This window comes from Nonomuraea helvata (assembly GCF_039535785.1).
In the GTDB taxonomy this organism is placed as follows: Bacteria; Actinomycetota; Actinomycetes; order Streptosporangiales; family Streptosporangiaceae; genus Nonomuraea; species Nonomuraea helvata.
Genome location: NZ_BAAAXV010000009.1, coordinates 1287674 through 1305956, shown reverse-complemented (window position 1 = coordinate 1305956; position 18283 = coordinate 1287674). Strand labels below are relative to the sequence as shown.

General features: G+C 67.6%; 20 protein-coding genes and 1 tRNA gene. 13 read left to right on the top strand and 8 right to left on the bottom strand.

What is annotated here, in order from left to right; genetic code table 11:
• Positions 1 to 58: 58 nt before the first annotated feature.
• From ABD830_RS38980 to ABD830_RS38960, 5 genes are all read left to right on the top strand, one after another.
• Positions 59 to 379 carry a hypothetical protein gene (locus tag ABD830_RS38980; protein WP_344998817.1) on the top strand — a complete coding sequence of 107 codons (321 nt, stop codon included), beginning with the start codon at positions 59 to 61 and terminating at the stop codon, positions 377 to 379.
• A 9-nt stretch (positions 380 to 388) separates the two neighbouring features.
• On the top strand, positions 389 to 553 hold the full coding sequence (locus tag ABD830_RS38975; protein WP_344998815.1) for a hypothetical protein: 165 nt from the start codon (positions 389 to 391) through the stop codon (positions 551 to 553).
• A 2443-nt stretch (positions 554 to 2996) separates the two neighbouring features.
• Positions 2997 to 4388 carry a replication initiator gene (locus ABD830_RS38970; protein ID WP_344998813.1) on the top strand — a complete coding sequence of 464 codons (1392 nt, stop codon included), beginning with the start codon at positions 2997 to 2999 and terminating at the stop codon, positions 4386 to 4388.
• Positions 4385 to 4570, top strand: a complete 186-nt coding sequence (locus tag ABD830_RS38965) for an excisionase family DNA-binding protein (RefSeq protein WP_344998811.1) — start codon at positions 4385 to 4387, stop codon at positions 4568 to 4570. The genes ABD830_RS38970 and ABD830_RS38965 overlap by 4 nt, the downstream gene beginning before the upstream one ends.
• A gap of 41 nt (positions 4571 to 4611) precedes the next feature.
• On the top strand, positions 4612 to 5781 hold the full coding sequence (locus tag ABD830_RS38960; protein WP_344998809.1) for a site-specific integrase: 1170 nt from the start codon (positions 4612 to 4614) through the stop codon (positions 5779 to 5781).
• Positions 5782 to 5855: 74 nt separating this feature from the next.
• Here ABD830_RS38960 and ABD830_RS38955 read toward each other — a convergent pair.
• Both ABD830_RS38955 and ABD830_RS38950 read right to left on the bottom strand, forming a co-directional pair.
• A tRNA-Pro gene (locus tag ABD830_RS38955) sits at positions 5856 to 5929 on the bottom strand.
• A 64-nt stretch (positions 5930 to 5993) separates the two neighbouring features.
• Positions 5994 to 6857, bottom strand: a complete 864-nt coding sequence (locus ABD830_RS38950) for a metallophosphoesterase (RefSeq protein WP_345002220.1) — start codon at positions 6855 to 6857, stop codon at positions 5994 to 5996.
• 99 nt (positions 6858 to 6956) lie between these two features.
• Between ABD830_RS38950 and ABD830_RS38945 the strand changes: the two genes are divergently transcribed.
• Positions 6957 to 7415 carry a GatB/YqeY domain-containing protein gene (locus tag ABD830_RS38945; protein ID WP_344998807.1) on the top strand — a complete coding sequence of 153 codons (459 nt, stop codon included), beginning with the start codon at positions 6957 to 6959 and terminating at the stop codon, positions 7413 to 7415.
• 216 nt (positions 7416 to 7631) lie between these two features.
• Here the strand turns inward: ABD830_RS38945 and ABD830_RS38940 are convergent, their stop codons facing one another.
• On the bottom strand, positions 7632 to 9857 hold the full coding sequence (locus tag ABD830_RS38940) for a transglycosylase domain-containing protein (RefSeq protein WP_344998805.1): 2226 nt from the start codon (positions 9855 to 9857) through the stop codon (positions 7632 to 7634).
• A 243-nt stretch (positions 9858 to 10100) separates the two neighbouring features.
• On the opposite strand from ABD830_RS38940, the gene ABD830_RS38935 reads away from it, so the two are divergent.
• A complete protein-coding gene (locus ABD830_RS38935; RefSeq protein ID WP_090771382.1) occupies positions 10101 to 10397 on the top strand; it encodes a WhiB family transcriptional regulator in 297 nt (98 codons plus the stop codon).
• Between the two features lie 51 nt (positions 10398 to 10448).
• Here the strand turns inward: ABD830_RS38935 and bagB are convergent, their stop codons facing one another.
• On the bottom strand, positions 10449 to 11576 hold the full coding sequence (bagB, locus tag ABD830_RS38930; RefSeq protein ID WP_344998803.1) for an ATPase BagB: 1128 nt from the start codon (positions 11574 to 11576) through the stop codon (positions 10449 to 10451).
• On the bottom strand, positions 11573 to 12574 hold the full coding sequence (gene bagA, locus ABD830_RS38925) for an ATPase BagA (RefSeq protein WP_344998801.1): 1002 nt from the start codon (positions 12572 to 12574) through the stop codon (positions 11573 to 11575). The genes bagB and bagA overlap by 4 nt, the downstream gene beginning before the upstream one ends.
• Before the next feature lie 76 nt (positions 12575 to 12650).
• Between bagA and sp36 the strand changes: the two genes are divergently transcribed.
• From sp36 to ABD830_RS38905, 4 genes are read left to right on the top strand one after another with little or no spacing between them, the layout of a single operon-like run.
• The gene (sp36, locus tag ABD830_RS38920) at positions 12651 to 12806 is read left to right on the top strand and encodes a Sp36 family protein (RefSeq protein ID WP_344998799.1); all 156 of its coding nucleotides are present in this window, start codon (positions 12651 to 12653) and stop codon (positions 12804 to 12806) included.
• Entirely contained in the window at positions 12803 to 13261 is a 459-nt protein-coding gene (locus tag ABD830_RS38915) for a RidA family protein (protein ID WP_344998797.1), read from the top strand. The genes sp36 and ABD830_RS38915 overlap by 4 nt, the downstream gene beginning before the upstream one ends.
• Positions 13262 to 13267: 6 nt before the next feature.
• The gene (locus ABD830_RS38910; protein ID WP_344998795.1) at positions 13268 to 14128 is read left to right on the top strand and encodes an NUDIX hydrolase; all 861 of its coding nucleotides are present in this window, start codon (positions 13268 to 13270) and stop codon (positions 14126 to 14128) included.
• On the top strand, positions 14125 to 14913 hold the full coding sequence (locus ABD830_RS38905) for an MBL fold metallo-hydrolase (protein WP_344998793.1): 789 nt from the start codon (positions 14125 to 14127) through the stop codon (positions 14911 to 14913). The genes ABD830_RS38910 and ABD830_RS38905 overlap by 4 nt, the downstream gene beginning before the upstream one ends.
• Here the strand turns inward: ABD830_RS38905 and ABD830_RS38900 are convergent.
• Together ABD830_RS38900 and ABD830_RS38895 are read right to left on the bottom strand one after the other, a co-directional pair.
• A complete protein-coding gene (locus tag ABD830_RS38900; protein WP_185069893.1) occupies positions 14895 to 15575 on the bottom strand; it encodes a Crp/Fnr family transcriptional regulator in 681 nt (226 codons plus the stop codon). The two genes, ABD830_RS38905 and ABD830_RS38900, sit on opposite strands and share 19 nt — an antisense overlap.
• Positions 15576 to 15744: 169 nt before the next feature.
• Entirely contained in the window at positions 15745 to 16185 is a 441-nt protein-coding gene (locus ABD830_RS38895; RefSeq protein ID WP_344998791.1) for a hypothetical protein, read from the bottom strand.
• Positions 16186 to 16269: 84 nt separating this feature from the next.
• Here ABD830_RS38895 and nth point away from each other — a divergent pair, with 84 nt between their 5' ends.
• Positions 16270 to 16992 carry an endonuclease III gene (gene nth / locus ABD830_RS38890; RefSeq protein ID WP_344998789.1) on the top strand — a complete coding sequence of 241 codons (723 nt, stop codon included), beginning with the start codon at positions 16270 to 16272 and terminating at the stop codon, positions 16990 to 16992.
• A 64-nt stretch (positions 16993 to 17056) separates the two neighbouring features.
• Positions 17057 to 17704 carry an NUDIX hydrolase gene (locus ABD830_RS38885; protein WP_344998787.1) on the top strand — a complete coding sequence of 216 codons (648 nt, stop codon included), beginning with the start codon at positions 17057 to 17059 and terminating at the stop codon, positions 17702 to 17704.
• Here ABD830_RS38885 and ABD830_RS38880 read toward each other — a convergent pair.
• Positions 17701 to 18213: a HEAT repeat domain-containing protein gene (locus tag ABD830_RS38880; protein WP_344998784.1), complete on the bottom strand. Its 513-nt coding sequence runs from the start codon at positions 18211 to 18213 to the stop codon at positions 17701 to 17703. The two genes, ABD830_RS38885 and ABD830_RS38880, sit on opposite strands and share 4 nt — an antisense overlap.
• Between the last annotated feature and the right edge of the window lie 70 nt (positions 18214 to 18283).

The window sequence follows — 18283 nt, the reverse complement described above, 5'->3', positions numbered from 1 at the left end:
CCGGTGGGCGGCTCATGGAAAGCCAGTCCTTCATATCAAGACGAAAGGACAACGGATCATGATGACGACTGATTCCACCGCCCGAGCCGAGTTCATCGCCGGTCTGCGCAGCCTGGCGCGCTTCCTGGCCGACAACCCCAAGGTGCCGGTCCCGAGCTACGGCGAAACCATCCTGCTGCACGCTGTCGGCACCGACGAGGAGCAGCGTGCCCAGGTCGACCGGGTGGCCGACCTGATCGGCTCCCAGGCGAGCGGCGGCACGCACTACAAGACCAGCCGCGACTTCGGACCGCTCACCTACGAGGTGCTCGCCATCAGCGAGCAGCACATGCGCGACCACGAAGCCGCCGCCAGCTACTACGGCGCCGTCACGGCCTGAGGCAGGCCGATGTTCCGACTCCGACGCTGGCTCGGCTACGCGGTCATCGCGTTCGCCATCTTCTACCTGTTCAGCCGTCCGGCCCAGGCCGCCGCCGCGGTCAATGGCGTCTTTGAACACGTCCTGTCGGGCGCTAACCAGCTCGCGGTGTTCTTCGGCTCGGTTTTGACCTGACACATCTCGCTGAGCACATGCCGGCAGATTTCGCACACCGATTCCAACACGCGAAGGGAGATCATCATGGCACGAGGTGGACAATGCCGCACCTGCCGAGGCTTCGGCAAGATCGGCGAAATGAGGTCCAAGCTTCAGAACGGCAAGATCCTCATTATCGAGGTGCGCCGTACCTGCTTCACCTGCCAAGGGAAGGGCCGCCTTTAATGGCGCCGCTCGACCCCGGTTCAACGCTCTCGACGGATACATGCCGGACGTGCGAGGGCCGCAGACTTCTCCAGCGCACAGTGGTGAAAAGCCGCGGGTTTCTGCGGTGGAAAGTGCAGCGTTTCTCGCTGTGCCGGGCCTGCGCTGGAACCGGCACAGTCCACACAAACCACAAGGCGCCTTCGGGCAACGAGGAGGTGAACATGTCAGGCAAGCACCGCAAGGACGCTGCGACAAAGAAGAAGGAGTGTCGCTGGTGCAAGGGCAAGGGCGGATTCTCCTATGCAAACGGCGCGTATATCCGGTGCGGCCGATGCATGGGAAAGGGCTGACGGCCAAGAACTGCACCACTGATGACGGCCGCTGACTTCAATACAGAAGAGAGGAGGAAGTCATGGGAATACTCGGCAAACGTATTACTCCACCGCTGGAATGCAGCAAGTGTGCAGGACTTGGCCGCCTGGAGCACAAGGTATGGAAGATGGGCAAGGGCTACGTTCATGAAGGTCGAACGTGCAGAACCTGCAACGGCGCCGGAGTTCTTCCAACTAAGTGAGTGACTTTGCGTCCGGCCGCCCACCGAAACGGAGGGCGGCTCACGGAAAGCCACAGCCCCCAAGGGAAACGGAGGAATTTCATGTGCAGGCACGAAGACACCACGTTCTACGAAAACGGCACCGTCGAGGTGTGCGACAACTGCGGGTTCATCGTCCGGGAAGACCTGTGACAGTCATGAGAAGAAGGCGTTTCATTCCGCTGTCGTCGTATGCGTGCTGCACGTGTAACGGTACCGGCATCGATTCGGAAAGCCGCTCGTGCCGGGATTGCAACGGCACCGGAATCGACAACCACAACTGAGGACGGGGGGCCACATGAGCAGAAGAAGGCTGCCCCCGCGTCAACCTGCGCCACGGTGCTCGATATGCAAGGGCTACCTGTACGTGCGCACAAGAACATGTCCAAAGTGCGATCACTAAGAAAGTGAAGGGAGGCATGATGAAGGAGCTGATTACATACCGCACCGCTGGCGGAAGCACCGTGGTGTGGAAACTCGACAGCAAATCCGCACCCTACGGCCCGTGGGGATGCGACGGGTGCGGCGGCAAAGGTTTTAGCCTCAGCAAATATGCAAACCGGCACGCCTCTCAATGTTGGGCGTGTTGAGGTCCATCAGATGTCACGCATTGCAGAGGTAAACAACAGGCGCGTGAGCTGCCCTGACTGCCGCTACGAAACTCGACTCGCACGCTTCGACTCGCTGCTGTTGGGCGAGGGCGGCTTGCAAGTCGGCTGCCCTAACTGCCGTTACTCGTTCTGGGTCAGCTTCGACTGATCTCTCGCAACCGGAAGAGCAAGGGGAGGAACATGATTCGGAGATCTCAGGTAGAGAAACTTAAGGCCGCTACACGTGAGCTGGATAAAGCCCTGAGGACCGGCACACGGAAAGAGCAAGCGCGCTGTCACGCGGTGCTGAGCGCGGCGTACCGGAATTCGTCCAACGAAGAGGTCACCGCCGCCATTCGCGAGTCTTAGCGGCGGCTACCGAACGATTCACCTTGTCGGTGCGCGCCCACGGAACGGCTCAGCTTGACCGGCCTCGTGCCATCCCGTAGGGCGCGCTTCCTTCACCTGGCAATCAAGCAAAGGAGGTTTCCAGTATGCAGCACAACCAGCCCACCAGCATGTGCTGTACCCGCTGCGGAGGCTCGGGCCGATCTCGCGGCAAGGTCGAGGTCCGCCAGTGCCCGCGCTGCAAGGGCACTGGCCGCCTCTGCCTGGACGATCTACGCCCGGGAGAGGTAGCGGGACGGTGAACTCGACGAAGACCACACGCGAATGCGGACGCTGCTGGGGCCAGGGATGGCTCGTCTCCTCGGTCTTCGACCGGCGAGCCATCAGGGGCTACCGGCCCTGCGATGACTGCGGCGGAACCGGCCAGCTGGAGGCGCAACGGTGACCCGCTACCGGGTCGTCGTGACCGAAACCTACGCCGATGGCGTTACGGACAACCCCTGGAGTGTGGATCGCCGCGTCACGGCCGCCGACAGCGGGCCCTGTGAGAGGCCAGTCGAGGTCAAGGCCAACGGCCGCCGTCGCCTGATCGCCTGCGGGGAGCGCCTTCCCGCCGACCGGCAATGTCCGGCATGTCGGACTCACATCGAGATCGTCGAGGTAAGGAGGGACCAACGGTGAACGCTGCTTCCACGTCCCGCCGCGCATACGAAGGGAGCGGCGGGTGAGCGTCCCCGCACCGCTCGCCGAGCTGGTCGGGCCAGTCGTCCGCGATCTGGCCCGACGCTCCGGCAAAGACCTCTCGCGTTGGTTCGAGCAAGTACAGCGCGTGGGCGGCTGCGCCGAGCCGGTGCGCCTGGTCGGCGAAACCATGACCCTTGACGCCGCAACCGGCTACGTCCTGTCGAGCTACAGCACAACCGGCGAACCGCACGGCCACCTGCTGATCCGCTGCGGCAACCGGCGTGCCTCACGCTGCCCCTCGTGCGCTGAGCTGTACCGGCGTGACACCTTCCACCTGATCCGTGCCGGACTACTCGGACAGGAGAAGGGCGTGCCGGCCAGCGTGCGCGCCCACCCGCGGGTGTTCGCCACGCTGACCGCCCCCTCGTTCGGACCGGTGCACCGCGGACCGGACAAGAACGGCGTGCGGCGCGTCTGCCATCCTCGCCGCTCCGGTCCGGCGTGTTTCGAGCGGCACAAGGCCGACGACACACGGCTCGGCCAACCGCTCGACCCGAAGTCCTACGACTACATCGGACACGTGCTGTGGAACGCCCATGCGGGCGATCTGTGGCGCCGCTTCACCATCTACCTGCGCCGCCACCTGGCCGCCGCCGCAGGCCAGACCCAAACCGCGTTCAACAAGGCCGTCCGGGTCTCCTTCGCCAAGGTCGCCGAATACCAAGCCCGCGGGATCGTCCACTTCCACGCAGTGATCCGCCTGGATGGCCGCACCGATGATCCCGCCAACGTGGTCGAGCCACCATCCTGGGCAACCCTCGATCTACTTGACGGCGCGATCCGCTCGGCCGCCGCTGCCGTCGCGGTCAAGGCTCCCGATCTCGGTCAGGACACGCGAGAGCTGGTCTGGGGCCGCCAAATCGATGTCAAAGCCATCCGCACCGGGGAACTCGATGGGGAGCTGTCAGAACAGGCTGTGGCCGCCTACATCGCCAAGTACGCCACCAAAGCCGCCGAAACCTCCGGCACCCTCGACCGCCGCATCCACGCCCACGACCTGCCACGGCTGCACGAGCACGGCGCTACCGCACACGCGGCACGGCTCATCCGTACCGCCTGGACGCTCGGCAACCCTGAAACTCATCCCGAGCTGACCGGACTGAAGCTCCGCAAGTGGGCCCACATGCTCGGCTTCCGCGGCCACTTCTCCACCCGTTCCCGCGCCTACTCCACCACCCTCGGCGCCATCCGCGAAGAACGCGCCGAACACCGCCGCACTCAACAAGGCGTCCAGCACCACGAGGAAAGCACCCTGGTGCTCGCGCACTGGAGCTTCGCCGGCCAGGGCTACACCCCTGGTGAATCGCTGCTGGCTGGGTCGGTTCTCAACGACTTGTCAAGCAAGACCGCTCGAAGGGAGGTGGATCCATGAGCTTGATCGTTAAGCGCTGGCACAGCACGAAGGAGGTCGCCGAGATGCTCGGCTACGGGCTGACCAAGACCAAGTTCCTCGTGCTGTCTGGCCAGATCCGCAGCGTCAAGGACGGTCGGCATCGCCGCATCCTGCCCCAGTGGGTGGATGACTACGTAGCCAAGATCGCAGAAGGGGAGTGATAGTGAGCCGAAGAGGAAACGGAGAAGGATCGATCTACCCCGTGGCGGGTGGCTACCGGGCCTTCGTCTGGGTCACTACACCGGACGGCATCCGAAAGCGCAAGTACGTCAAGCGCAAGACCTACGAGGAGACCCGCAAAGCGTGGCAGGAGCTCAAGGCGAAGGTGGACAAGGGGCCGGTTGCGGTCAATGCGCCGACGCTGGGTGAGTTCCTGCTCTACTGGCTGCGCGAGGTCGTGGGGCCCGAGCTTGCCCCGCTGACAGTCAGCACGTACGAGACGCTGGTGCGGCTCTACATCAAGCCCTACCTGGGAGCCAAGCGTCTCGACAAGATCCAGGTCCGGGACGTACGGCTCTGGATCAACAAGCTACGCGTCACATGCCAGTGCTGCGCCCAGGGCAAGGATGCTCGACGCGGGGCGCCACGGTGCTGTGCCGCGGGTCGCTGCTGCCAGCAACTCGCCTCTGCTCGAACGATCAAAGATGCTCGCGGCGTGCTGCGGAGTGCCTTCAACACGGCGATTGCTGAAGATCTCGTGGGAAAGAACCCCGCGACAGGCGTGCGTCTGACGGCACGGCGTACCCGAAAGATCAGGCCTTGGTCGGTGGAGGAGGCTCGACAGTTCCTGGAGTCTGCGCGCAGGGACAATGACCCGCTCTACGCCGCTTACGTGCTCATCCTCGTGCTTGGGCTGCGCAAGGGCGAGCTGCTGGGCCTGACCTGGGATCGCATCAACATCGACGCTGCCGAGTTGGACGTGTCGCTCCAACTCCAGCGCGTCAAGAGGCAGCTCCATCATCGCCAGACCAAGACAGAAGCCTCGGAGGCGGTTTTGCCGCTGCCGGAGATCTGTACGGCTGCCCTGCGGCTACGCCAAAAGAGCCAGGAAGACGCTCGACGCGATGCCGGCGAAGCGTGGGTCGAAACCGGGTTCGTCTTCACGAGTGCACATGGTGCTCCCTTCGAGCCCCGCAACTTCAACCGCCGGTTCGACACGCGGTGCAAGCGCGCCAACGTCCGCAAGATCACAATCCATGACACGCGGCACACCTGCGCCTCGCTGCTGGCGGCCCTGGACGTTCACCCGCGGGTGGCCATGCAGATCCTTCGTCACAGTGACATCAAGGTCACGATGGAGATCTACACGCACATTCCGTCCGAGCAGACCAGGCAAGCCTTGAAGCGGCTCGGCGAGAGCCTAGGGCAGTGAGACTGCTGCACTTTTCTGCTGCACAAAGATCAAAAGGCCACTCCCGATCTCTCGGAAGTGGCCTTTGAACTGTGTCGGGGTGGCGGGATTTGAACCCACGACCTCTTCGTCCCGAACGAAGCGCGCTGCCAAGCTGCGCTACACCCCGGTGCACGCCGGTCTTGCGCGTGCTTGGAAAAGTCTAGCGGACTCCCAAGGTACTTGTGACCGCGTCAACGGCGCGGAACGAGGGTGAGTAGCGATGCCTCCGGGAAACAGGCGAAACGGGCCGGGGCGTACGGGGAGGTGCCGAGGCCCGCGGAGACGTGGAGCCAGGAGCTGTCGTGGCGGCTCAGGCCCTTGACCCTGGCCCGGTCGATGCCGCAGTTGGTGACCAGGGCGCCGTAGAACGGGATGCAGAGCTGGCCGCCGTGCGTGTGGCCGGCGAGCAGGAGCTGGTAGCCGTCCTCGGCGAAACGGGTCATGTTGCGGGGCTCGGGCGAGTGCATGACGCCCAGGCGGAGGTCGGCGTCCGCCGGAGCGGGGCCGGCCACGAGGTCGTAGCGGTCGCGGGAGATGTGGGAGTCGTGGATGCCCGCCACCGCCACGTCCAGGTCGCCCACCTTGATGCGGGCCGTGGTGTTGTTCATGTCGAGCCAGCCCTCGGCCGCCATGCCCGCTCCCAGCTCCTCCCAGGGCAGGGAGGGGATGTGCTGGCGGCGCTCGTTCTTGGAGGTGCGCCAGAGGTAGCGGGCCGGGTTTTTCGGCTTCGGGGCGTACAGGTCGTTGGAGCCGTAGACGAACAGGCCCGGGCGGGACAGCAGGGGCTCCAGGGCGTGCAGGAGCGAGGGGACAGCGTCCGGGTGGGCGATCGAGTCTCCGGTGTTGACCACCAGGTCCGGCTTCAGCGGGCCCAGGGAGCGGACCCAGTTGATGAGCATCGTACGGCGGGGCGTCAGATGCAGGTCGGAGAGGTGGAGAATGCGTACGGGACGCTGGCCGCGCTCCAGCACGGGCACGTCGAAGCGACGCAGGCGGAACCAGTTGCGCTCCACCACGGAGGCGTAACCCAGCCCGGCGAGGCCGAGACCAAGCATGGACAGTGGCACTGCGACGGCTTTTCTCACCTACTCATGATGCCCGACATCCGGTGGGAGGAGTCCGCGCCGGTCCGCGCAGGCGGCAAGATGGACCGCATGAGCGCATTGAAGGACAAGCTGAAGGCCGACCTGACGGCCTCCATGAAGAGCCGCGACGAGGTACGTCTCCGGACGATCCGGATGGCACTGGCCGCGGTGAACGTCGAGGAGGTCGCCGGCAAGGAGGCCAGGGAGCTGACCGACGACGAGGTCATCAAGGTGCTGACCAAGGAGGCCAAGAAGCGCCGGGAGGCGGCCGAGGCGTTCGGGAACGCGGGGCGGGCCGAGCAGGCGCAGGCCGAGCTGGACGAGCAGGCGGTGCTGGAGGAGTACCTGCCGGCGCAGCTCTCCGACGAGGAGCTGGCGGCCATCGTCGACGCCGCCCTCGCGGAGACCGGCGCTGCCGGGCCGCAGGCCATGGGGCAGGTCATGAAGGTCGTCAACCCGAAGGTCGCGGGGCGGGCCGAGGGCGGCCGCGTCGCCGCCGCCGTCCGCGCCCGGCTGGCGGGCAAGTAGCGAGCACGTCCCCCGGCGGCCTCTCGCGCCGGGGGAGGGCTTACCCTCATACCCCCCCTCACATGAGGGCTGGAGGCCGCTGAGGCGGGCGTTCCGGGCGTCCTGAGGGCCGCTGGGAGGGCATCCAGGGCGGCCGGTAGTGGCACAGGCGATGGGTCGGCCGGCGCAGGCGGGTGGGCAGGGTCGGCGGCCGGTCGTGACGACGGGGCCGGTGACCTAGCGGCCGCGTCCGTTGCCGCGCCCGTTCCCCGGCTGGTCCCCGTTCGGCGGTTCGAAGATGTTGAACGGGTCGCCGAAGTCCCCGGTCTGATCCTGCCCGTCCTTGTTGTCCTTCTTCTTGGGCGGCTTGGGCGCACAGTGCTCCGTGCAGCCACCGAACCGCGACTTGTCCACCGGCGTGAACTCCGTCGGCTCGACCCCCTTGAGCGCGGAGAGCATCGAGTCCTTCCAGATCCGCCCCGAGATGGAGGCCCCGTACACGTACGGGTAGTACTGCCCCCCGATCGTGATCCCGATCAGCTTGTGGGACGAGGTGCCTCGCGGGTCGCCCAGGCTGACGGCCGAGGCCAGGTTGGGGGTGTAGCCGGCGAACCAGGCCGACATGTAGTTGTCGGTCGTGCCCGTCTTGCCGGCCGCGTCCCGCCCGATGCCGCCCACCTCTTGCATCGTGCCCTTGGTGAACACCCCGGACAGGATGCCGCTGACCGCGTCGGCGACCTCCTCCTCCAGCACCTGCGAGCACTTCGGCTTGTACTGCTTGGCCTTGCCGTCCCGGTCCTTGATCTCCGTGATCGCCAGCGGCTTGCAGTACTGGCCGCGCGAGGCGAAGACGGCGTACGAGCTGGCGATCGTCACCGGGTCGACCTCGTTGACCCCCAGCGTGAACGTCTCCACCTCGTACAGCTTGTCGCCGTCGGCCCGCTTGACCCCGAGCTTCTTGGCCATCTTGACCACGCTGCAGAGCCCGACCTTCTGCTCCAGCTTGAGGAAGAACGTGTTCACCGAGCCCCAGGTGCCGGTCTCGAGCGTCTTGAAGCCGCCGCCGCCCTCGCTGGAGTTGCGCACGGTGTGGGACGGGTCGCCGACGTTCTCGCCCTTGCAGTTCTTGAACGTGCTGTAGGCGCCGGCCTCGTAGCCCGCGGGGGCGGGGAAGCCGTCGCCGTACTTCAGGCCCTCTTCCAACGCCGTGGCGAGCGTGTAGACCTTGGCCGTCGAGCCCTGCTGGAACCCGCGCCCGCCGCCGTGCGCCCCGTCGGCCACGATGTTGTAGCTCATCTCGTTCTTCTTCTTGCTCCCGCCGAACTTCCGCGAGGCGGCCATCGCCTTGATCTCGCCGGTGCCGGGAACGACCATGGCCTGCGAGGCCACGGGCTTGTCCTTCTTCGAGACGTACTTCTTGATCGCCTTGTCGGCGGCGGCCTGCATCTTCGGGTCGATCGTGGTCCTGATCTCCAGGCCGCCGCGCTGGAGCAGCTTCCTGCGCTCGTCCATGGTCTTGCCGAAGTCCTCGTTGTTGAGGATCTCGTACTGGACGTAGAGGCAGAAGTACGGGAACTTGCTGGCCTCGCAGCCGCCGGGCGCCTTGATGTTCTTCCAGCCGAGCTTCTTCGCCTTGGCCGCGTTGGCGTCCTGCAGTGAGATCTTGCCGATCTGGTACATCCGGTCGAGCACGGTGTTGCGCCGCTGCAGCAGCCGCTCCCGCGACTCGGGCCCGACGCTCGGGTCGGTCCTGGCGGGGTTCTGTACGGAGCCGGCCAGCGTGGCGGCCTCGGCGAGGTTGAGCTCGGAGGCGGGCTTGTCGAAGAAGCGCCTGGCCGCGGCCTGGATGCCATGGGCGCCGGCGCCGAAGTAGGCGATGTTCAGGTACTTCTCGAGGATCTGGTTCTTGCTGTACTTGCGCTCGATCGCCATCGCGTAGCGCAGCTCGGACAGCTTGCGCGAGACCGTCGGCGCGATGGCCGCCTGCTGCTCCTCGGGCGTCTCGGCCTTGTTGAGCAGCACCTGCTTGACGTACTGCTGCGTGATGGACGAGCCGCCCTGCATCACGCCGCCGCCCGACAAATTCTTGACGAGCGCTCTCGCCGTTCCCTCAACATCGATCGGCCCGTGCTGGTAGAAACGGAAGTCCTCGATCGCTATCAGGGCCGTCTGCATGATCGGGGCGACCTTGTCGAGCGGCACGATCTGGCGGTTCTCGTAGTAGAACTGCGCGAACTGCTTGCCGTTCGCATCCTTCAGGATGGTGCGTTCGGGCAGAGGGGGTTCGTCGAGGTTTTCGGGCTTGAGGTTGAGGCTTTCCACAGCGCTCTTGGTGGAGATCCCGGCCCCGCCGACCGCAGGGAGGGCCACGGCCGCGGCCAGCAGTCCGGCGGCGGATGCTGCGATGATCAGACGCAGGATGCCGAGGACGGGGTTGGGACGATCTTTGCGCTGCGCTTGCACGCTACCAAGGGTACGTCGAAAGACTGACCTTTCCGGTAGCAGGACGCCATTTCGCCTTGACTGACGGGGGTGACTAGTCATTCCCGGTCAAGACTGCCGCGAGAAATTGGTCCTCTGGGGTCTGTCGGCCCGAACGTGAAGTTGCGTACGTTCTCCTCTGCGGCAACTGAATACGGAGGCTCGGCGCCCGCGCCCGTCGGCCCCAAATGACGACTGACCACCTAAGGGGAGTGGGGTCGAACAATGTGGATCACGGATTGGACCTCCCGTGCCGCCTGTAAGGGTGCGGATCCGGATGCCCTGTTCGTGCAGGGCGCCGCGCAGAACAGAGCCAAGCTCATCTGCCGTGGCTGCCCGGTCCGTACTGAATGCCTCGCCGATGCGCTGGACAATCGCATCGAGTTCGGGGTGTGGGGCGGTATGACCGAGCGCGAACGGCGTGCGCTGCTTCGACGGCGGCCCGACGTGGACTCGTGGCGCGACCTGCTCGAGTCGGCCAAGGAAGAGTACGAACGAACCAACGAGCTGATCGCGGGCTGAGTCAGGGCCCGGCGAGCCGAGTACGGCCGGCGCCGTTCGCCGGCCGTACTTTCATGCGCTCGCCAGCAAGTCCCCGATCTGCCGCAGACCCATGAGATCGTGGACGTCCTCGGACATGGCGCGAACCTGCACCACGGGCACCGTGGGGTGGGCCGAGATGAAATGTTCCTGCTCACGGCCTTCGCGGGCCGCGAGCTGCATTCGACCGGCGTGCAGCCGCAGCACGGCGGCGGTCAGCTCGTGCTCGCCCTTCGACTCGAGATCTTCCGCGGCCGCGGCGCTACGGGCGGCTGAGAGGACCGAGGTAGGCGACACGTGCACACGGTTGACCACCAGGCCGGCCAGTGGCATGCGCTCCTCGGCGAGTCGCTCGACGAAGTAGGACGCCTCCCGCATGGCGTCCCGCTCGGGTGCGGCCACCACGAGGAAGGCCGTGCCGGGGGCCTGCAGCAGCTTGTACGTCATCTCGGCCCGCTGCCTGAACCCGCCGAAGACGGCGTCCAGGGCGGACACGAATGTCTGCAGATCCTTGATCACCTGTGCGCCGAGCAGCTTCGTCAGCGCGCCTGCCATCAGCCCGAACCCGGCGTTGAGCAGCCTGAACGCGCTGCGCCCTCCGACCTTGGCGGGCGCGGTGAGCAGCCGGATGAACCGTCCGTCGAGGAAGCGTCCGAGCCGCTCGGGAGCGTCGAGGAAGTCGAGCGCGGAGCGCGACGGCGGCGTGTCCACGATGATCAGGTCCCACTCGTCCGAGCGGCGGAGCTGGCCCAGCTTCTCCATGGCCATGTACTCCTGCGTGCCGGAGAAGCTGGACGAAAGCGACTGGTAGAAGGGGTTCGACAGGATCTGGCGGGCCCGCTCCGGATCGGCGTGCGCCTCGATGATCTCGTCGAACGTACGCTTCATGTCGAGCATCATGGCGAAGAGCTGGCCGCCGCCCTTGGGCGAGGTGACCAGGCGCGGGGTGTTGTCCAGCTCGGTCAGCCCCATCGACTGGGCCAGGCGCCGCGCCGGGTCCACGGTGAGCACGACCGCGCACCTGCCGCGCTCGGCCGCCCGCAGCCCGAGCGCCGCCGCGGTCGTGGTCTTGCCCACGCCGCCGGCGCCGCAGCAGACGATGATCCTGGTGTCCTGGTCGTCGAGAATCGCGTCGATGTCGAGCACTGCCCGCTTCTTCACGCTGCTCCTTGGGTGCGCATGCTCTCTGCCAACTCGTACAGGCCCGCCAGGTCCACGCCGTCGGCCAGCAGCGGCAGCTCGTAGCTCTTCAGCCCCGCCTCGGCCAGCGAGTCGCGCTCGGCGCGCTCCAGCTCCGTACGGCGGGCGTGCTCGACGACCTCGTCCGCGAGTGCCTCGGCGAACCTCGTGGCCTCCGCGCCGTCGGCGACCCCGGCCGCCTTGAGCCCGAGCACGAGCTCCCCGATGTCGAATCGGCCCTTGACAGCAGTGTCAAGAGCGGCCTGCGGGAGCTGGGATTCCCGGACCATATTGACGAAAATTCCACCGGCGGGGAGCCCCGCCGATCGCAATTCGGAGATGCCGTCGAGCGTCTCCTGGACGGGCATCTCCTCCAGCAACGTCACGAAGTGCACGGCCGTCTCGGGAGATTTCACGACTCCGTTGACCAGGTCGGAGTGGTTCTTGATCGGCCCGACCTTGGCCAGGCCGGCCACCTCCTGGGTGACGTTCAGGAAGCGCGTGATGCGGCCGGTCGGCGGCGCGTCGAGCACGACCGCGTCGTAGATCCTGCGGCCGTTCTTGCCCCGCCTGCGCACGGCCTCGGTCGTCTTGCCGGTGACGAGCACGTCGCGGAAGCCGGGGGCCACGGTGGTGGCGAAGTCGACGATGCCCATCTTGGTCAGCGCCTTGCCCGCCCTGCGCATCCCGTAGAACATCTCCATGTAGTCGAGCATGGCCTCTTCTGGATCGATGGCCAGCGCGTACACGTCGCCGCCTGACGGCGCGACGGCGATCTTGCGTTCCTCGTAGGGCAGTGGCGGCAGGTCGAAGATCTGCGCGATGCCCTGCCTGCCCTCGACCTCGACGAGCAGCACCTTGCGGCCGCCGGCGGCCAGGGCGAGCGCGAGCGCGGCGGCCACGGTCGTTTTGCCGGTGCCGCCCTTGCCGGTGACCACGTGCAACCGCACGCCGGCCCAATCCGTGTCCGGAGACTCCACCACTCGAGGCTACCGAAGGGTCACTTGCGGAAAGCCGACGACCACCCTTTGAGATTGCTCACACTAATCTGGCCCCATGAAGAAATGGGAGTACCTGACGGCCCCGGTGTTGATCCACAACACCAAGATGATCCTCGACAACTTCGGCTCCGACGGCTGGGAGCTGGTCCAGATCGTCCAGGGTTCCTCGCCCGAGCAGCTGGTGGCCTACTTCAAGAGGGAGAAGCAGTGACCCCGGAGCAGAAGATCGCGGAGCTCGGCCTGACCCTGCCCGAGGTGCCGGCGCCGGCCGGCGCCTATGTGCCGGCCGTGCGCACGGGCAATCTCGTCTACACCTCGGGCCAGGTGCCGTTCGTGGACGGCAAGCTGCAGCGGACCGGCAAGGTCGGGGCCGACCTGACCACCGAGGAGGGCGCGGAGCAGGCCCGCATCTGCGCGCTCAACGCGCTGGCCGTGCTGAAGGCCGAGGTGGGCGATCTGCGGAAGGTCGTGCGCGTCGTCAAGGTCGTGGTGTTCGTGGCCAGCGATCCTGCCTTCACCGAGCACCCCAAGGTCGGCAACGGCGCCAGCGAGCTGCTCGCCGAGGTGCTGGGCGAGCCAGGCAGGCACGCCCGGAGCGCGGTGGGCGTGGCCGCCCTCCCGCTGGACGCGCCCGTGGAAGTGGAGCTGATCGCCGAAGTAGCCTGAGGCACTATGACCGATGTGACCGGATTGACGCTGCCAGCCGAGCTCGCCGCGCGGGCACGGGAGATCATCGCGGGGCGGGTCGAGCCGGTCCCCACCCGGGACGCCGCCACGGTGGTGATTCTGCGACGGCTCCCCAGCGACCGAGCCCGCCTCCACGCAGTGGAGGCCATCAACACAGGGCCTGAGGTCTATCTGCTGCGCAGGAAGGCGACCATGGCCTTCGCGGCGGGCGCGTACGTCTTTCCCGGCGGCTCGGTGGACGCCCGCGACACCGACCAGGCGGTGGCCTGGGCCGGCCCGTCACCGGCCGAGTGGGGCGCGGTCTTCAACGCCGCCGAGGAGGTCGCGCGCGGGCTGGTGTGCGCGGCCGTGCGCGAGACGTTCGAGGAGTCGGGCGTGCTGCTGGCCGGTCCGGGCCCCGACTCCGTGGTCGCCGACACGACGGGGGACGACTGGGAGTCGGACCGGCTGGCGCTGATCGACAGGAGCCTGTCCTTCGCCGACTTCCTCGCCAGGCGCGGCCTGGTGCTCCGGTCCGACCTGCTCAAGCCGTGGGCCCACTGGATCACGCCGGAGATCGAGCCCAGGCGCTTCGACACGCGGTTCTTCGTCGCCGTGCTGCCGGAGGGCCAGCGCACCCGCGATGTCGGCGGCGAGGCCGACCACGTGGCATGGAAGCGGCCGGCGGAGGCGATCGAGCTGGCGCACCAGGGCGAGATCTTCTTGATGCCGCCCACGTACCGAACGCTGACCGAGCTGTCGGCCCACGAAAGCGTGGCGGGGGTCCTGGCCGAGCGCCGGGAGATCGTGCCGATCATGCCGCGGGCCGTGGAGATCGAGGGCGAGATGCGGCTGGTGACCACGTGAGCGGAGTGCACATCCCGATCGGCACGCCCGACGGCTCCCGTACGGAACACGCCGAGAACCTCCTCGCCCCCAACCCCTCCGCCATGACGCTCGACGGCACCAACACCTGGGTCATCGGCGGGCACGAGGTGGTCGTCGTCGATCCGGGGCCCGAGGACGAGTCGCACCTGCGCCGCGTACGCGACCATCTGGGGGAGCGCCGCGTCACCGAGATCCTGCTCACCCACGGGCACTTCGACCACAGCGGCGGCGCCCGGCGCTTCGCCGAGATGGTGGGCGCCCCCGTGCGGGCGCTCGACCCCCGGCACCGGCTCGGCGACGAGGGGCTCGCCGACGGCGACGTGGTCACGGTGGACGGCCTGGAGATCCACGTGTACGGCACGCCGGGCCACTCGTTCGACTCGCTCTGCTTCTGGCTGCCGCAGGACCGCGCGATGCTGACCGGCGACACCGTGCTCGGCAGGGGCACCACGATCATCGCCCGCGACGGTGGCCTGGCCGACTACCTCCGCAGCCTCGACCGGCTGAGGGCGGCCGCGGAGAGCCTGGAGGCGCGGGCCCTGCTGCCCGGCCACGGCCCGGTGCTGCCCGACCCGATCGGCGCGCTCGACGGCTACATCGCCCACAGGCGCGAACGGCTCGACCAGATCAGGGCGGCGCGCGAGCAGGGCGCGCGCACGCCGCGCGAGATCGTCAAGGTCGTGTACGCGGACGTCGACCGCTCACTCTGGCCCGCCGCCGAGATGTCCGTCGTGGCGCAGCTCGACTACCTCGACCGGTTGTAGAGCCGGTCCATGTCGAGGATGACCACGGCCTTGGCCTCGATCCGCAGCCAGCCGCGCTGGGCGAAGTCGGCCAGCGCCTTGTTGACCGTCTCGCGCGAGGCGCCGACGAGCTGGGCCAGCTCCTCCTGGGTCAGGTCGTGATGGACCCGCAGACCGTCGTCGGTCTTGGTGCCGAACCGCTCGGCGAGGTCGAGCAGCTGCTTGGCCACCCGGCCGGGGACGTCGGTGAAGACCAGGTCGGCCAGCACGTCGTTGGTGCGGCGCAGCCGCTGGGCCAGCGCGCGCAGGAGGTGGAGCGCCACCTCGGGGCGGCCGGTCAGCCAGGGCCGCAGGTCGTCGTGGCCGAGCCCGGCCAGCCGCACGTCGGTCAGCGCCGTCGCGGAGGCCGTACGCGGCCTCGGGTCGAACAGCGACAGCTCACCGAACATCTCGCTCGGCCCGAGCACGCTCAGCAGGTTTTCCCGTCCGTCGGGTGAGGTGCGGGACAGCTTGATCTTGCCTTCCAGCACGACGTAGAGCCGGTCGCCGGTCTCGTTCTCGTGGAAGAGCGTCTGTCCCTTGGAGAGCTGGACCTCTGTGATGCTCGTACGCAGCGCCGCGGCGCTCTCGCGGTCCAGCGCGGCGAACAGGGGGGCCTTGCCCAGCACGTCTTCGGTGTTCACTCTGCCTCCTCTGCTGCCATTGTGACTCACCCCACTCTGCGTGGCACTCACAGGTTATGGGAATGCTGGAGTGTTCTGCGCTTTTAGGACGAGTCGCATCCAGGGGAAAGTTACCGGATGCCCCTGTTTCAGGGGGTTTCGGCCCCCCTCGGGAGGCCGCCAGGTCCCCTCAGGAAGCCAGCAGGTCGTCGACCGAGGCCACGGCCGCCGCCACGGACTGGCCGAGCAGCACGCGGAGCACGTCCGCCGCCCGGGGGCGGGTGGTGGGGTCGGGCCGGCGGCACTGCCGTACCGCGAGGCGCAGGGCGGGAGGGAGGGCGGCGGTGTCGCCGTCCGTGCGGCCGGTGCCCGCGAAGACCACGAGGTCGGCCCAGGCCCGCATGTCGTCGGCGGCGGAGCCCGGGGTGATGCCGGGCTGCCAGCCGATCAGCACCTGCCCGTTGAGGCCGAGCGCGACGCTCTCGTGGCTGAGGCCGAGCCCCACGTTCCCCCGCGCGTGCAGCTTGGCCACGGCGGAGGCGCAGGCCAGGGCCAGGTGATGCAGCGCCTGCCCGTAGAGCGGCCCCGATGTACGTACGAAGTCCGACAGCACCGCACCCTGACCGCTCATGGCCATCGCCTCCCAAGTCGCCAGGTTGTACGCAGCGGGGCCGTCCTGGGTTCAACAGTTCGCGAGAGCTTCTAGTCTTGCGGCATGGCCACGAACGCGGCGGGGCGCAAGCCGGAGACCCAGCTCGCACTGGTACGGCGGGCGCGCAAGATGAACCGCATCCTCGCGGAGACCTACCCAGAGGCCCATTGCGAGCTCGACTTCAGCAACCCGTTAGAACTTCTGGTCGCGACCATCCTCTCCGCCCAGTGCACGGACAAGCGAGTCAACATGGTCACCCCCATCCTCTTCGCGAAATATCCGACGGTGACCGACTATGCCGCCGCGGACCCGTCCGAGATGGAGGAGATCATCCGCTCGACCGGGTTCTTCCGCGCGAAGACCAACAGCATCATCGGCATGGCCACGGCGGTGTGCGAGCGTTACGGCGGAGAGGTGCCCGGCAAGCTGAAGGATCTGGTCACCCTGCCGGGCGTGGGCCGCAAGACCGCCAACGTGGTGCTGGGCAACGCGTTCGACGTGCCGGGGCTCACCGTCGACACCCACTTCCAGCGGCTGGTGCGCCGCTTCGGCTGGACCGAGGAGACCGATCCGGTCAAGATCGAGCACATCGTGGCGGAGCTGCTGCCCAAGCGGGAGTGGACGATCTTCTCGCACCGGGTGATCTGGCACGGCCGCCGCATGTGCCACGCCCGCCGGCCCGCGTGCGGCGTGTGCCCGCTGGCCGCGCTCTGCCCCTCGTACGGCACCGGCCCCACGGCGACGGCCGAGGCCGCGAAGCTCGTCAGGTCCGGCCCCTTCTCCTGATCAGAACCTGATCAAGGTTCTGATCAAGGGAAGTCATCGGAGCCCCGGCGTGTTGGAGGAATGCGTGACCGAAGTGCCCGACTGGCTCGACCGACTGGCGACGCAGGCTCAGCGGATCAGAGTGCCCCGATACCTGCGTCCCCCGGACGGAGCCGGGCGGGCCGCCGCGGTGCTGATGCTGTTCGGCGAGGGGCCGCTGGGCCCTGACGTCCTGCTCATCCAGCGCAGCACGCGCGGGCGCAGGCACGCCGGCCAGCCCGCGTTCCCCGGCGGCGGCGTGGACCCCGACGACGGAGGACCCGTCGCGGCGGCCCTGCGCGAGGCCGAGGAGGAGACGGGTGTCGATCCCTCAGGCGTCCACGTGCTGGGCACGATGCCCGAGCTGTACCTCGACCGCAGCGACAACCGGGTCACGCCCGTGATCGCCTGGTGGCGCGAGCCGTCCGCCGTGCACGCGGCCTCGCCGCACGAGGTCGACTCCGTGGAACGGGTGCCGATCGCCGAGCTGGTCGATCCCGGCAACCGGGTCACGCTGCGGCATCCGAGCGGGTTCGCGGGGCCGGCGTTCCAGGTGCGGGGGATGCTCGTGTGGGGGTTCACGGCCATGGTCCTGGACACCGTGCTGCGCGAGGGCGGTCTCGAACGCCCGTGGGATCCCACGCGGGTGGAGGACCTCCCGCAGCACGTGATCGACCTGGCCTCGAGGGGTTAACGGATCTCTCTCAGCGCCACGCCGAGCGAGGCCCAGTCCGCCACGTCCTTGTCGCTGTCGACCGCCAGCGCGCGCAGCGTCTCCAGGCCGGCCCGGTCAGGGGGGTCGCCGAGCACGTGCTGCAGCGCGTACGCGGCGCCGTACCGCACTCTGGCGTCGTCGTGGGCGGCCAGCTCGATCACCGACGGCAGCGACCGCGGGTCGGCCAGGTGGCCGAACGCGATCAGCACCGAGTAGAGGACCATGGCGTCGTTCTCGCTGGCGGCCAGGTAGCGCAGCACCGGCAGCGTACGGTCCACGAACGGCCGCAGCATCCCCATGATGTCCACGCCGAGCAGGCGTTCGGCCACGGTGTCCGCCGCACACAGCCGGCGCGCCTCGATGAACGACTCCAGATCGCCGCGCCGGCGCAGCACAGAGATCACATGCCAGCGCAGCGGGCCGTCGGGGTCCGTGTCGCCAAGAGCTGCCTCGATGAGATCGCGCACTGTTCCCTCGGCCGGCGGCATACCGCCCAAGGTAGACATGCGGTAGCGCCGTCCTGGCCGAAGACGTGCACACTTGACCGTATCCCTGGTT

Excerpts from the sequence above, each read along its gene's own strand:
- ABD830_RS38980 (WP_344998817.1), top strand. The coding sequence starts at position 59 with ATGATGACGACTGATTCCACCGCCCGAGCCGAGTTCATCGCCGGTCTG.
- ABD830_RS38895 (WP_344998791.1), bottom strand. The coding sequence starts at position 16,185 with ATGAGCGGTCAGGGTGCGGTGCTGTCGGACTTCGTACGTACATCGGGG.
- ABD830_RS38965 (WP_344998811.1), top strand. The coding sequence starts at position 4,385 with ATGAGCTTGATCGTTAAGCGCTGGCACAGCACGAAGGAGGTCGCCGAG.
- ABD830_RS38945 (WP_344998807.1), top strand. The coding sequence starts at position 6,957 with ATGAGCGCATTGAAGGACAAGCTGAAGGCCGACCTGACGGCCTCCATG.
- nth (WP_344998789.1), top strand. The coding sequence starts at position 16,270 with ATGGCCACGAACGCGGCGGGGCGCAAGCCGGAGACCCAGCTCGCACTG.
- sp36 (WP_344998799.1), top strand. The coding sequence starts at position 12,651 with ATGAAGAAATGGGAGTACCTGACGGCCCCGGTGTTGATCCACAACACC.
- ABD830_RS38950 (WP_345002220.1), bottom strand. The coding sequence starts at position 6,857 with ATGCTTGGTCTCGGCCTCGCCGGGCTGGGTTACGCCTCCGTGGTGGAG.
- ABD830_RS38910 (WP_344998795.1), top strand. The coding sequence starts at position 13,268 with ATGACCGATGTGACCGGATTGACGCTGCCAGCCGAGCTCGCCGCGCGG.
- ABD830_RS38935 (WP_090771382.1), top strand. The coding sequence starts at position 10,101 with ATGTGGATCACGGATTGGACCTCCCGTGCCGCCTGTAAGGGTGCGGAT.
- ABD830_RS38975 (WP_344998815.1), top strand. The coding sequence starts at position 389 with ATGTTCCGACTCCGACGCTGGCTCGGCTACGCGGTCATCGCGTTCGCC.
- ABD830_RS38880 (WP_344998784.1), bottom strand. The coding sequence starts at position 18,213 with ATGCCGCCGGCCGAGGGAACAGTGCGCGATCTCATCGAGGCAGCTCTT.